Source organism: Cellulomonas sp. P1_G12_2 (assembly GCF_056405535.1).
In genome coordinates this window covers 319,591-333,421 of record NZ_JBFUBX010000002.1, presented here as the reverse complement: position 1 = coordinate 333,421, position 13,831 = coordinate 319,591, and the positions used below count along the sequence as shown (strand labels likewise).

Below are 13,831 nucleotides of genomic sequence, written 5' to 3'. Positions count from 1 at the left end.
GACGACGAGGGAGAACTGATGGCAGGCGGTCTGGCGGCCCTTCTCGACGACATCGCCGCCCTGGCGAAGCTCGCCGCGGCCTCGGTCGACGACGTCGGCGCGGCGGCCGGCCGGGCGAGCGCCAAGGCCGCGGGCGTCGTCATCGACGACACGGCCGTGACCCCCCGCTACGTGCACGGGTTCACGCCCGATCGCGAGCTGCCGATCGTGCGCCGGATCGCCGTCGGCTCGCTGCGCAACAAGCTGCTGTTCATCCTCCCGGCCGCGCTGCTGCTCAGCCAGTTCCTGCCGTGGCTGCTCACCCCGATCCTCATGGTCGGCGGCACCTACCTCGCCTACGAGGGCGCGGAGAAGATCTGGGAGCTGGTCAGCGGGCACGCCAAGGAGCACACGTCGACCCCGGCGGCCGCCCAGGGCGAGGCCACCGAGAAGTCGATGGTGAGCGGCGCCATCCGCACGGACTTCATCCTGTCGGCCGAGATCATGGTGATCGCCCTCAACGAGGTGGCCGACGAGCCGTTCCTGTCCCGCGCGATCATCCTGGCCGTCGTCGCGCTGGCGATCACCGCGCTCGTCTACGGGGTCGTCGGGCTCATCGTGAAGATGGACGACATCGGCCTGCACCTCGCGGAGCGGCGCAACGGCGCGGCCGCCGCGGTCGGACGCGGTCTGGTCCGGGCGATGCCGAAGGTCCTCTCCGTGCTGTCCACCGTCGGGATCGTCGCGATGCTCTGGGTCGGTGGGCACATCCTCCTCGCGGGCGTCGACGACCTGGGCTGGCACGCCCCCATCGACCTCCTGCACCACCTCGAGGAGGCCGTGCACGGCATCCCGGGCGTCGGCGGGCTGCTCGCGTGGCTGATCGACACGCTCGGCTCCGCGCTGGTCGGGCTGGTGGTGGGCGCGGCGGTGCTCGGCGTCATGCACCTGATCCCGAAGCGCCGGAAGGCCGAGCCCGCGCACTGACGGGTCGGTAAACGTTGTAAACAACTCTTGTCGGGTACGTCCGTTTCCCCCTAGGGTCGTGCCATCCACCGGGATGTTAGCGCTCACATCGGGCGCGACGGAGTCCCGGGCGAGGCGCACGACGATGTGCGCGCAGGGAGGCAGCCATGCCCGTCGTACTGTCGCGACCGAGCACCCACACCCGTCCGCACCGCCGCCTGGGGCTGCGAGCCGCCCTCGCCGTCGCCCTCGCCGTACCGCTCGGCGCCGGCGTCGTCGCGCCCGCGAGCGCCGCCCCACCCGTCCCCGACGGCGCGTGGACCGACACCTTCGACTCGGCGACGCTCAACGCGCGCTGGACCGCGGTGAACGACGAGCCGACGGCGCGGTCGCTGACGGTGAACCCCGGCGCGCTGACGCTGACCGCGCTGCCCGGCGACACCTGGCAGGGCAACAACTCCGCCCGCAACGTGATGACGCTCGACATCCCGGACGGCGACTTCTCGATCTCCGTGGACGTGCAGGCGTCCGTCACCAAGACGTTCCAGGGCGCCGGCCTCATCGCCTACCAGGACCTGGACAACTACGTGCGGTCGGGCCTGACGTTCGTCGGCGGGATCACGCCGTCGGGGATCGCGATCGAGAACGACATCGAGACCGCGGCGATCTTCGCCGCCGACCACTTCGAGGACCGCCCCGGATCGACGGGCGAGACCCTCCGGCTGACCCGCACGGGCGACACCCTGACCACCGCGCGCTGGGACGAGCCGACGGCCGCGTGGGTCGACGTGAACTCCGTCGACGTGACGTTCCCGATCGAGCACGTGGGCCTCTACGCGCTCGGTGCGCAGGACGGCACGACGTTCCCGGGCGTGTTCGACGACGTCACCCTGGTGGCCTCCCCCGGCGAGGACGTGGTGCCCGACGGGCCGTTCACACTGCGGGCACCCGGGACCGCGCCGCACCTGACGACCGGAGCCGACGACGCGATCGTCGTCGCGGAGCAGCGGCCCGGCGACCCCCTGGTGCTGGAGGCGACCGAGGTGGCCGGCGGTGTGGCGCTCACGGTCGGAGACCGTGCCGTCACCGTGCTGGCTGACGGGCGCCTTGCGCTGGGCGACTCCCCGACGACCCTGCGGCTCACCGAGGCCGGCGGAGGCAGGCTGCACCTCACGACCGCGGACGGGTCGCAGGGCGTGGGGATCGTCGACGGTGCCCTCGTCCTGGGCAGTGTCGACGACGCCGCCGGGTTCGTCCTCGAGCCGTTCGCGGTCGCCGAGGGCACGACGATCGCGATCGACGGCGACGGGACCGATGCGGAGATCTCCGACCGGCTGTACGGGATCTTCTACGAGGACATCAACTACGCGGCCGACGGCGGTCTCTACGCCGAGCTGGTGCGCAACCGCTCGTTCGAGTTCACCGCGTCGGACAACGCGAGCTTCACCGGCCTGACCGCCTGGGACGTCCTCGACCGCAGCGGCGCCGGGACCACGGTCTCCGTGGTCGACGACGACGGCCGGCTCAACGCGACCAACCGCACCCGGGCCGTGCTGGTGGCGGCCGCGGCGGGCGACGGGATCCGCAACGCGAGCTACAACTCCGGGGTCGCGGTCAAGGACGGGGCGTCCTACGACGCGAGCATCTGGGTCCGCACCACCACGTCGCAGGAGCTGACCCTGGCCGTCGAGAACGGTACGGAGACTGTCGCGTCCGGCACCGTCGACGTCGACGGGTCGGACGTCTGGAAGAAGTACGAGGTCACGCTGACCGCGAGCGCCACCACCGACGCGGGGCGGTTCGTCGTCCTGGCCGGCGCGGCCTCCACGCTCCACCTCGACCAGGTGTCCCTGTTCCCGCAGGACACGTGGGTCGGACCGGTGAACGGCACGTCCGTGCTGCGCAAGGACCTCGCGGAGAAGATCGCCGCGCTCGACCCGTCCTTCCTGCGCTTCCCCGGCGGCTGCGTCACCAACGTCGGCACGTTCCGCACGTACGAGGAGTCCGGGTACACCGACCGGCGCCGCACGTACCAGTGGAAGGAGACCATCGGGCCGGTCGAGGAGCGCGCCACCAACTGGAACTTCTGGGGCTACAACCAGTCCTACGGCATCGGCTACCTCGAGTACATGGAGCTGGCCGAGGACCTCGGGGCCGTCCCGCTGCCCGTGCTGTCGGTCGGCGCCAACGGCTGCGGGAGCACCATCCCCGAGATGACCGACCCGACGCAGATCGCCCGGTGGGTGCAGGACACGCTCGACCTCATCGAGTTCGCGACCGGTGACGTGTCCACCACCTGGGGCGCGAAGCGTGCCGCCCTCGGTCACCCCGAGCCGTTCGAGCTGCCGTACATCGGGCTCGGCAACGAGGAGAACACCACCACGTTCGAGGCCAACTTCCCGGCGTTCCGGGATGCGATCGCGGCCGCCTACCCGGACGTCAAGATCATCTCCAACTCCGGTCCGGACGACACCGGCGCCCGCTTCGACACCCTCTGGGACTTCGCCCGTGAGCAGGACGTGGACCTGGTCGACGAGCACTACTACAACGACCCGAGCTGGTTCCTGGCCAACGCGGAGCGCTACGACTCCTACGACCGCGAGGGCCCGCACGTGTTCCTCGGCGAGTACGCCTCCCGCGGGAACACCTGGTGGAACGGCCTGTCCGAGGCCGCGTACATGACGGGGCTGGAGCGCAACGGCGACCTGGTGGAGCTGGCGTCCTACGCGCCGCTGCTGGCCAACGAGTCGTACGTGCAGTGGTCTCCGGACGCCATCTGGTTCGACAACGACGAGTCCTGGTCCAGCGCCAACTACTGGGTCCAGCACCTGTTCTCGAACAACGTCGGCGACCAGGTGGTGCCGAGCACGCTGACCACCCCGTCGGTCGAGCCGCAGCCGCTCGACGGCGGAGTGTTCCTGTCCACCTGGAACACGTCGGCGGCCTACGACAACGTGCGCGTGACCGAGAACGACGGCGGCGCCGTGCTGTTCGAGGACACGTTCACGGACGCGTCCGCGTGGTCGCCGCAGACGGGCGACTGGTCGGTGGTGGGCGGCGAGTACGTGCAGTCGAGCACGACGACCACCGACGCCCGGAGCATCCCGACGGGCGCCTACGAGCAGGACTGGAGCAGCTACACGCTCGAGCTCGACGCCCGCAAGACCGCGGGTGCCGAGGGCTTCCTCGTCGGGTTCGCCGCGGGCGGTCCCAGCGACTACTTCTGGTGGAACCTGGGCGGCTGGAACAACTCGCGCCAGGCTCTGCAGAAGGCCGACGGGGGCGGTGCCGGTGAGGTGAAGGCGGTCGAGGGCCACAGCATCGCGACCGACCAGACGTACCGGATCAAGATCGTGGTCCAGGACCGGCACATCGAGCTGTACCTCGACGGGGTGCTGCAGATGTCCTACGACGACCCCGCCCCCGCGGCGGACGTCTTCCAGGTGGTCACGCGCGACGAGGACAGCGGTGACATCGTCGCCAAGGTCGTCAACGTCTCGGCCGTCACGCAGCGCACGCAGGTCGAGGTCTCCGACGTGGAGATCGCCCCGACGGGCTCGGTCACGGAGATCGTCGCGCCGCCGGGCGCGACCAACACCAAGACGGCACCCCGCACGGTCGAGCCGGTCACGCGGGAGATCGGCGGGCTGTCGTCCTCGTTCACGTATGACCTGCCGCCCTACTCGGTCACGTTCCTGACCCTGCACACGGTGCCGGCGGACACGACGGCCCCGACGGTCGACTCGCTCCTCGTCTCCCCCGACCCCGTGGGCGACTGGCGCGCGGCACCGGCGACCGTGGTGGCCACCGCCTCGGACGACCGGGCCGGCGTCTCGCTCGAGATGTCGGTCGACGGCGGTGCGTGGACGCCGACCGCCTCCGTACAGGTCACCGGGCACGGCGAGCACACCGTCGCCGTCCGCGCGACGGACGCGGCCGGCAACGTCTCGGCGGTCCGGTCGGTGACGTTCGCCCTCGATGCGATCGGCCCGACGTCGTCGGCGAGCGTGGACGCCCAGCGACGGGTCACGCTCACGGGTGCCGACGAGGGCTCCGGGGTGGACCACCTCGAGTACCGGATCGGCAGCGGCGCCTGGACGACCTACGCCGGTCCCGTCCAGGTCGGCGCCGAGGCCACGGCAGTCGAGCACCGGGCCGTCGACCGCGTCGGGAACCTCGGCGTGACGACGAGCACGCAGGTTCCTGCCGCCACCGCCGTCCGGTCGACCACCTCGGTCTCGATCGAGCCCCGCCCGGTCCGCCGCGCGTCGCAGGCCACCGTGACCGCCACGGTCCGGGCCGCCCAGGGTGCAGCCCCGACGGGTGACGTGACCACCACGGTGCGCGGCGTGCGGCTGCACGGCGACGGACCGGTGGTCGCACAGGTCACCGGGGCCCTGACGCCCGGAACGCAGAGGACCGCAACGGCCACGCTGCGGCTGCCGCGGCTACCCGTCGGGCTCTACGTCGTCGACACCCGGTACGCGGGATCGACCACCGTCCAGGCCTCGGCGGACCGGAGGCTGCTGATCGTCCTTCCGTGACGGGCCAACCAGCGGGGTGCGCGCGCGGGCGACCGTGCACGCACCCCGCTCCGTTGCGCATGCTGATCGTGATCATCCCGAGATGTGGATGTTACCTATCGGTAAGACCCTCGACATGCCGGACACATCGGTGTGCTACCCATAGCCCACTGAGAACCCAGCCGGCGGGTGCGCCCCTGCGCGCCCGCGGCTCTGACAGAAGAGGTAGCGCATGACCTCCCTCGCACCATCACGCCGCCGCGTCCTCGCGGCGACCGCAGGTCTCGCAGCGACCGCCCTCGTGCTCACCGCCTGCTCGGGCAGCGACGACGACGGCGGCGCCGACGGCGGGAGCACCTCCGCCGGAGGTGCACTGACCATCGGAACCACCGACAAGGTCACCACGCTCGACCCCGCGGGCTCGTACGACAACGGCTCGTTCGCCGTCATGAACCAGGTCTTCCCGTTCCTCATGAACACCCCGTACGGCAGCCCGGACGTCGAGCCGGACATCGCCGTCTCCGCGGAGTTCACGGCCCCCACCGAGTACACCGTCGTGCTCAAGCCGGACCTGAAGTGGGCCAACGGCCACGACCTCACCGCGTCGGACGTCAAGTTCACGTTCGACCGCCAGGTGGCGATCGCGGACGAGAACGGCCCGTCCTCGCTGCTCTACAACCTGGACAGCACGGAGGCGGTCGACGACACCACGGTGGTCTTCCACCTGAAGTCGGAGAACGACCAGATCTTCCCGCAGATCCTGTCCAGCCCTGCCGGTCCGATCGTCGACGAAGAGGTCTTCGCGGCCGACGCGCTGACGCCGGACACCGAGATCGTCGACGGCAACGCGTTCGCCGGCCAGTACACGATCACCAGCTACTCCTTCAACGAGCTCATCTCGTACGAGGCGTACAAGGACTACATGGGCGTGCTCCCGGCCGCGAAGACCCCCGAGGTCAACGTCAAGTACTACGCCGACTCGTCGAACCTCAAGCTGGACATCCAGGAGGGCAACATCGACGTGGCGTTCCGGAGCCTCTCGGCGACGGACATCGAGGACCTGTCGACCAACGACAACGTCAAGGTCATCGACGGCCCGGGCGGGGAGATCCGCTACATCACGTTCAACTTCGACACGCAGCCGTTCGGCGCCAAGACGCCCGAGGCCGACCCGGCCAAGGCACTCGCCGTCCGTCAGGCGGTGGCGGACCTGATCGACCGGGCCCCGCTGTCGGAGCAGGTCTACAAGGGCACCTACACGCCCCTGTACTCCTACGTCCCGGACGGCCTCACCGGTGCCACCGAGTCGCTGAAGGGTCTGTACGGCGACGGCGACGGCGGACCTGACGCCGACAAGGCGAAGGCCGCCCTCGAGGACGCCGGTGTCACCACGCCGGTCACGCTCAGCCTGCAGTACTCGAACGACCACTACGGCCCGTCGTCGGCCGACGAGTACGCCCTGATCAAGGAGCAGCTGGAGAAGGACGGCCTCTTCACGGTCGACCTGCAGACCACCGAGTGGGTGCAGTACGCGAAGGACCGCACCGCCGACGTCTACCCCGCGTACCAGCTCGGCTGGTTCCCGGACTACTCGGACGCCGACAACTACCTCACGCCGTTCTTCCTCACGGAGAACTTCCTGAGCAACCACTACGTCAACCAGGAGGTCAACGACATGATCCTGGAGCAGGCGACGACGGCCGACGCCGACGCCCGCACCGCGCTCATCGAGGGCATCCAGGACGCCGTGGCGCAGGACCTGTCCACCGTCCCGTATCTTCAGGGCGCCCAGGTGGCGGTCGTGGGTACGGACGTGACCGGCACCGAGGACACGCTCGACGCGTCCTTCAAGTTCCGCTACGGCGCGCTCGCCACGAGCTGACCGCAGCAGCACCGCATGCCGACGGTCCCGCCTCCGAGCAGACTCGGGGGCGGGGCCGTCCGGCTCGTCCGACCGCAACAGGCAAGGAACCCATGACCTCCATGACCACCGACGCCCCCTCGGGCGTCGCGCCGGCGCCGGACGCGCGGGCGCCTCAGCGCAGGCGACCGGGCGGCAAGCTCGGCAGCTACCTGCTGGTCCGGTTCCTGCTGATCTTCCCCACGATCTTCATCCTGGTGACCACCGTCTTCGTCCTCATGCGGGCGACGGGCGACCCGATCACCGCCTCGCTCGGCGGTCGCCTCACCGCGGACCAGCTGGCCGAGCGCATCGAGGCCGCCGGCTACGACCGGCCGATCTTCGTCCAGTACCTCGAGTACCTGGGCCGGGTGTTCCGCGGCGACTTCGGCACCTCGATCTCCGACAACCGACCGGTCACGGAGATCGTCCTCACGTACGGCGCGGCGACGCTCGAGCTGGCGTTCTACGCGATGCTCGTCGCGCTCGTGGTCGGCATCCCGCTGGGTCGCATCGCCGCGGCCCGCCGCGACAAGGGCGTGGACGCCTCGCTGCGCATCTCCGGGATCCTCGCCTACGCGACGCCGGTGTTCTTCGCCGGCATCCTGCTCAAGCTCGTCTTCTCGGTCTGGCTCGGCTGGCTCCCGGTCGCGGGCCGCGCGTCCACCGACACGCAGATCGAGCTCCAGCGCAACGGCGCGGGCACGGGGATCTACCTCATCGACGCGATCAGCACGGGCAACCCCGCGGCCGTCCTCGACGTGCTCGAGCACGCGATCCTGCCGGCGCTCGCCCTCGGCCTGCTGACCGGCGGCATCTTCCTGCGGCTGGTCCGCACCAACGTCATCGGCACCCTCAACACCGGCTACGTCGAGGCGGCCCGGTCGCGCGGCGTCAACGAGCGCCGCCTGCTGCGCCAGCACGCCTGGCGCCCCGCGCTGGTGCCGATCATCACCGTCATCGGCCTGCAGGTGGCGCTGCTGCTCAGCGGCGCCGTGCTCACCGAGAAGACCTTCGAGTGGAAGGGCCTCGGCTTCCAGCTGGTCCAGTACCTGCTCGCGCGCGACTTCGTGGCCGTCCAGGGCATCGTCGTGCTGCTCGCCGTGGTGGTGGCGCTGACGAACTTCGTCGTCGACGTCATCGCCGCGCTCGTCGACCCGAGAATCAGGTACTGACATGACCGACCTCATCCCCGAGACCGGCCTCGTCGTCGCCCACGCGACCCCGCCGACGCCCGAGCACACGTCGCTCTGGAAGCGGCTGCCGGTGGTGCACCAGGTCCGCACCAGCGTCGGCCTGCAGCGCACCATGCTGCTCGTCGGCATCGTCCTGACGCTGGTCTTCCTCGTCGTCGCCGCGTTCGCTCCGCTGCTGGCCCCCTACGGCTACGCGCAGCTGAGCTCGGGCGACGTGAACTTCGGCGCCCAGCAGCCGCCGTCCGCCGAGCACTGGCTCGGAACCACCGTGGGCGGCTACGACGTGCTCTCGCGCACCATCTGGGGTGCTCGCCCGGCGTTCCTCGTCATCGTGGCCGCCGTGGTGCTCTCGATCTTCATCGGCGTCATCGTCGGCCTGGTGTCCGGGTACTTCGGCGGCTGGGTCGACCGCGTGCTCGTCGTGATCGCGGACGCGCTCTTCGCGTTCCCGTCCCTGCTGCTCGCCATCGTGGTGGCCATCGTCATCAGCGGCGGGCAGTCGTCGATGTGGGGCGGGGTCATGGCGGCCGCCATCTCGCTGTCCGTCGTGATGATCCCGCAGTACTTCCGCGTGATCCGTGCCGAGGTGGTCCGGGTCAAGGCCGAGGCGTTCGTCGAGTCGGCCCGGGTGATCGGCTCGGGCCCCGTGCGGATCATGGGCCGGCACGTCCTGCGCAACTCGACGCGGACGCTCCCGCTGATCCTCACGCTCAACTGCTCCGAGGCCGTCCTCACGCTCGCCGGGCTCGGGTTCCTCGGGTTCGGCATCGAGCCGACGAAGGCCGGGGACTGGGGCTACGACCTGTCGCGCTCGCTCTCCGACGTGACCAGCGGCATCTGGTGGACCGCCGTGCCGCCCGGCCTGGCGATCGTGCTCACCGTGCTCGGCGCGACCCTGGTCGGCGAGTCGCTCAACGACCTCGCGGACCCGCGCCTGCGCACGCGCCGCGCCGCGAAGGCCGCGGCCCTGAGCCCGGTCACCGCCGTGCCCGGCGGGGTCGCCACCGACCGCGTCCCCGGCGTCGAGAGCATCGACGAGCTCGAGGGACCGTCCGACCTGTTCGACGACGACGAAGGACCCCGCTCATGACCAACGTCGTCGACATCACCGACCTGCGGGTCTCGTTCGCCACCGACTCGGGCACCGTCCGCGCGGTCGAGGGCGTCACGCTGCAGGTCGCCTCGGGCGAGGTGCTCGCGATCGTGGGCGAGTCCGGCTCGGGCAAGACCGTGACCGCCCGCTCGATCCTGGGCCTGCTGCCGGAGACCGCGCTGACCAGCGGCGCCGTGCTGCTCACCCGCAAGGACGGGTCGGCCACCCACGACATCGTCACGCTGCGCGGCAACGACCTGCGGGACGTGCGGGGGCGGGACGCAGCGATGGTGTTCCAGGAGCCGTCGACCGCCCTCAACCCGGTGTTCCCGGTGGGCTGGCAGATCGCGGAGGGCCTCCGGGCGCACCGCAAGCTGTCCGACAAGGACGCCCGCGCGCAGGCCATCGAGGTGCTGCGGCTCGTCGGCATCCCGGACCCGGAGCACCGCGTCGACCACTACCCGCACCAGTTCTCCGGCGGTCAGAAGCAGCGCATCGTCATCGCGCAGGCGCTGGTGCTCGACCCGGGCCTGATCATCGCGGACGAGCCGACCACCGCCCTCGACGTGACCGTGCAGGCGGAGATCCTCGACCTGCTGCGCCGGCTTCCGCAGGAGTTCGGCTCCGCCATCGTGCTGATCACGCACAACATGGGCGTCGTCGCGGACCTCGCCGACCGCGTGGCGGTCATGTACAACGGCGAGATCGTCGAGCAGGCGGACGTCCACACCCTGTTCTCGGCACCCCAGCACCCGTACACCCGGCGCCTGCTCGACGCCGTGCCGCGGGTCGGCGGCCGTCGGCTGCGCGACCGCGTGCGGGTGGGCGACGAGCTCGAGGCCATGGCGGTCGACGAGTCGGCGACGCCCGTCGTCGAGGCCACCGACCTGCGCATCGTCTACCCCGGTCGGCTTCGCCAGCCCGACTTCACCGCGGTCGACGGCGTCGACCTGGTCATCCGGCCGGGCGAGGTGCTCGGGCTGGTCGGAGAGTCGGGGAGCGGCAAGACCACTATCGGGCGCGCGATCGCCGGCCTCACGCCCATCAGCGACGGGTCCCTGAAGGTCCACGGCGTCGAGATGCTCCGCGTCAAGGAGAAGACGTTCCGCCCGGTCCGCAAGCGCATCGGGTTCGTCTTCCAGGACCCGGCGACGAGCTTCAACCCGCTCCTGACGATCGCGCAGTGCGTCGCCGAGCCGATGGTGGTGCACGGGCTGGCGCCGAACCCGCAGGAGGCCCGGCCGAAGGTCGACGAGCTGTTGGAGGCAGTCCAGCTGCCGAAGGCGTTCGGCGACCGGTTCCCGCACGAGCTGTCGGGTGGCCAGCGCCAGCGCGCCAGCCTGGCCCGGGCGCTCATCCTCGGCCCCGAGCTGCTCATCGCCGACGAGCCGACCAGCGCGCTCGACGTGTCGGTGCAGGCGCGCGTGCTCGACCTGTTCGCCCGCCTGCAGGCCGAGCTGGGCTTCGCGTGCCTGTTCATCAGCCACGACCTGGCCGTCGTCGACCTGCTGGCCCACCGCATCGCCGTCCTGCACCGCGGCGTGCTGGTCGAGGAGGGCACGGGCGACGAGGTGCTCGGCGCACCCAAGCACCCGTACACCCAGCGGCTGCTCGCGTCGCTGCCCGTGCCGGACCCGGTCGAGCAGGCCGCCCGCCGCGAGACGTGGAGGAACCTGCGCGCGCACGGGTGAACGTCGGACCGGTTCCCGGCGGGTGGAGCGGGCGGCTCCTAGCGTGGCGGGGTGCCTTCCGCTGACCAGCAGGTTCGCTCGCGCCTCGTGCGTGTGCTGGCGGCGCTGGCGGCCCTCGTGACGATCCCGCTGTGGTCGCCGCCGGACCACGTGACCACCTCCGACGGCGTCTTCATGGTCGCGGCGGCGGCTCCACCAGGGGTCGCACTCGTCCGTCTGACGTCGCTGGTCCTCGTCATGCTGCTCGCCGCGCTGACACTGTGGAAGGGTCGGCGCGTCCTCGCCCTCCACGCGGTGCCGGCCCTGGCGTTGAGCTGGGTCTGGTGGCAGACGGAGGGCGGCGGCAGCTACACCGTGGCGATGTTCGGCTCGGCGGGGCAGGATCCCCCGCACGCGTTCACGTCCCCCTGGTTCGCGGCCTCGGTCGCCCTGTCCGCGCTGGTGATCCTCACGTCGACCCTCGCGGTGATCGGGATCGCTGGACGGCGACGCCACCCGAGGGCTGCGCACCCGTGACCGAGCTGGCCACGCTCGCGACACTCGACCGCGTCGCCCGCGCCCTGGGCATCACCGCCGGACTGCTGGGCGTGGCCATGGGCATCGCGACCGTCATGGGCTTCGCGGGCGCCGGGATCATCCAGCAGGATGCCGGTCGGACGGTGAGCCTGTGGCTGGTCGTCGCCACGTCCTCGGCCGTGGTGTGGCGCCGGGCGTCGTCCGCCCGCCTCAGCCTGCTCTACGTCATCCCTGCCCTGACGCTCACGAGCTGGTGGTGGGCAGCGCCATCGGCAGAGGAGTGGTTCGCGTACTCCGACCTGAGCGGTCCGGCGACGCCGCCCGGGCACGGAGTCAGCGGGATAGCCGTCGCCGTCCTGCTCCTGATCCTCTGGGCGCTGACCGGGATCGGGCTGCTTGCGACCGCCCGTGCCGCCGGCGCCCGGATCCCGGTGCGCACCCTCGCCGTGGCGACGATGGTCCTCACCCTGCCGATCTGGGCGTCGTTCGTGGGTGCCTCGCAGCTGGTCCTGGTGCGGACGGCGCCGACCGCGCACGGTGCCGTGCGCACCGCCTCCCTGATCCTCGTGCTGGTCGTCGGCGCCCTCGTCCTCGCCGATCGCCGACCCCCGTCCGTCTGGGCCACCGCCTACGTCCTGCCCGCCGCAGCGCTGACCTGGGTCGGCTGGCAGTCGCACCTGGCGGTGGCCTACGGCGTCACCACGTCGTCGTTCTCGGCGGTCGCGGTGCCGGACACCTTCCTGCTGCCCGCCCTGCTGACCCCGCTCACGTCGACGCTCCTCGTCGCGCTGGCGTGGTTGCTGGTCGTCGCCGGAACGGCTGAGCTGGGGCGCCTCCGGCCCCCGCCTGCGGAGATCGTCTAGTACCGCGCGTCGGCACCGACCGGCAGCTCGCACGCCTCCCGGCGGGCCGTGTAGCGGTCGTAGAGCGTGACGACGAGGGCGACGACGTACGCGAACAGCAGCACGTCGCCCACGGACACCTGGCCACGCTGCCCGGTGGCGAACGCAGCGAACACGAGCATCGCGACCACGCTGATGACGGTGTTGACCACCACCTCGACCCCGAGTGCGGCTCGCCGCCGCCGCAACGCCAGCGCCGCGTGCACCAGCACCGTCCCCGTGACCACGATCGCGACCACCGAGAGCCGCCCCTCCACCAACGGATACGACTCGAACAGGACGAGCGTGACCAGGCCAGCCAGCACCACCTTCTCGGCGAGGTGACCGACACCCGTCGGCGCGACCCCGACCGGACCCCTCGGGACCCAGCCCACGCGTGCAGCGATCACGTCCGCGTCCAGCGTGAACGGCCAGTCCGCGGGCGGCAGCCGCCGTGCCACGCGCCGCCCGACGACGACCAGCACCACCGCAAGGACCGCCAGGACTCCCCACACCCACGGGTGATCGGTGACCAGCTCCCCGAACTCGTCCGTGAAGTCCAGCTGCGCGACGTGGATCCACCACTCTTGCGGCAGCTTGATCACCACCCAGATGAGCCCCGCCGTCCACAGGAGCGCGGCCCTGCTCAGCCGGGCGGCGTCCCAGCGCGTGCGGACCACCTCGAGGGCGATCACGAAGTACTCGAACGTGTTGGGGAAGACCATGAGCAGCCAGCGCGCGTCGGTGAGCTCGAAGAGGAGCACCCCCACCAGCCGGTAGTACCAGAGGAATGCCGCCACCCCGACGGCGAACGGGTTGCGCCAGTTCCGCAGCACCGACAGGTACGCGATCGTCAGGTAGTAGATGTCCAGCGCCTTGTCGTACGACTGGTAGTTGTCGAGCGGGAAGTCCGTGAACGCGGCGAAGATCGACTTGTCGACGCCGTCGATGACCAGGGAGGCGAGGATCGCCGGCAGCGGGAACCGCGGGATGAACAGCGGCACCACCAGCCGGAGGCCCACGACCACCATGAACACCGTCCAGTCGAGGGTGCTCGCGTCGGTCATGGAGCGGACTGTAGCGACC

At 71.0% G+C, this 13,831-nt stretch carries 9 protein-coding genes; 8 read left to right on the top strand and 1 reads right to left on the bottom strand.

Going from position 1 to position 13,831, the window contains the following annotated elements; translation table 11 throughout:
* The first annotated feature begins 18 nt into the window (after positions 1-18).
* The 8 genes from AC1DXT_RS09540 to AC1DXT_RS09505 all read left to right on the top strand — a co-directional run bounded on the left by AC1DXT_RS09540 (position 19) and on the right by AC1DXT_RS09505 (position 12,727).
* The gene (locus AC1DXT_RS09540; RefSeq protein WP_477061115.1) at positions 19-966 is read left to right on the top strand and encodes a DUF808 domain-containing protein; all 948 of its coding nucleotides are present in this window, start codon (positions 19-21) and stop codon (positions 964-966) included.
* A 146-nt stretch (positions 967-1,112) separates the two neighbouring features.
* Positions 1,113-5,489: an OmpL47-type beta-barrel domain-containing protein gene (locus AC1DXT_RS09535; protein WP_477061114.1), complete on the top strand. Its 4,377-nt coding sequence runs from the start codon at positions 1,113-1,115 to the stop codon at positions 5,487-5,489.
* Positions 5,490-5,700: 211 nt separating this feature from the next.
* Positions 5,701-7,350: an ABC transporter substrate-binding protein gene (locus tag AC1DXT_RS09530; protein ID WP_477061113.1), complete on the top strand. Its 1,650-nt coding sequence runs from the start codon at positions 5,701-5,703 to the stop codon at positions 7,348-7,350.
* A 101-nt stretch (positions 7,351-7,451) separates the two neighbouring features.
* Positions 7,452-8,543 (top strand): ABC transporter permease, encoded by a 1,092-nt coding sequence (locus AC1DXT_RS09525; RefSeq protein WP_477061628.1) that lies wholly within the window; start codon positions 7,452-7,454, stop codon positions 8,541-8,543.
* A gap of 1 nt (position 8,544) precedes the next feature.
* On the top strand, positions 8,545-9,654 hold the full coding sequence (locus tag AC1DXT_RS09520; protein WP_477061112.1) for an ABC transporter permease: 1,110 nt from the start codon (positions 8,545-8,547) through the stop codon (positions 9,652-9,654).
* Complete coding sequence (locus AC1DXT_RS09515) at positions 9,651-11,348, top strand: ABC transporter ATP-binding protein (protein WP_477061111.1); 1,698 nt, start codon at positions 9,651-9,653, stop codon at positions 11,346-11,348. Before AC1DXT_RS09520 ends, AC1DXT_RS09515 begins: the two co-directional genes overlap by 4 nt.
* Before the next feature lie 51 nt (positions 11,349-11,399).
* Complete coding sequence (locus AC1DXT_RS09510; protein ID WP_477061110.1) at positions 11,400-11,864, top strand: hypothetical protein; 465 nt, start codon at positions 11,400-11,402, stop codon at positions 11,862-11,864.
* Complete coding sequence (locus AC1DXT_RS09505) at positions 11,861-12,727, top strand: hypothetical protein (RefSeq protein ID WP_477061109.1); 867 nt, start codon at positions 11,861-11,863, stop codon at positions 12,725-12,727. Before AC1DXT_RS09510 ends, AC1DXT_RS09505 begins: the two co-directional genes overlap by 4 nt.
* On the opposite strand, the gene AC1DXT_RS09500 is transcribed toward AC1DXT_RS09505, so the two are convergent.
* Positions 12,724-13,812: a hypothetical protein gene (locus tag AC1DXT_RS09500; RefSeq protein WP_477061108.1), complete on the bottom strand. Its 1,089-nt coding sequence runs from the start codon at positions 13,810-13,812 to the stop codon at positions 12,724-12,726. The two genes, AC1DXT_RS09505 and AC1DXT_RS09500, sit on opposite strands and share 4 nt — an antisense overlap.
* Between the last annotated feature and the right edge of the window lie 19 nt (positions 13,813-13,831).

Excerpts from the sequence above, each read along its gene's own strand:
- AC1DXT_RS09520 (WP_477061112.1), top strand. The coding sequence starts at position 8,545 with ATGACCGACCTCATCCCCGAGACCGGCCTCGTCGTCGCCCACGCGACC.
- AC1DXT_RS09515 (WP_477061111.1), top strand. The coding sequence starts at position 9,651 with ATGACCAACGTCGTCGACATCACCGACCTGCGGGTCTCGTTCGCCACC.
- AC1DXT_RS09500 (WP_477061108.1), bottom strand. The coding sequence starts at position 13,812 with ATGACCGACGCGAGCACCCTCGACTGGACGGTGTTCATGGTGGTCGTG.
- AC1DXT_RS09525 (WP_477061628.1), top strand. The coding sequence starts at position 7,452 with ATGACCACCGACGCCCCCTCGGGCGTCGCGCCGGCGCCGGACGCGCGG.
- AC1DXT_RS09540 (WP_477061115.1), top strand. The coding sequence starts at position 19 with ATGGCAGGCGGTCTGGCGGCCCTTCTCGACGACATCGCCGCCCTGGCG.
- AC1DXT_RS09530 (WP_477061113.1), top strand. The coding sequence starts at position 5,701 with ATGACCTCCCTCGCACCATCACGCCGCCGCGTCCTCGCGGCGACCGCA.
- AC1DXT_RS09535 (WP_477061114.1), top strand. The coding sequence starts at position 1,113 with ATGCCCGTCGTACTGTCGCGACCGAGCACCCACACCCGTCCGCACCGC.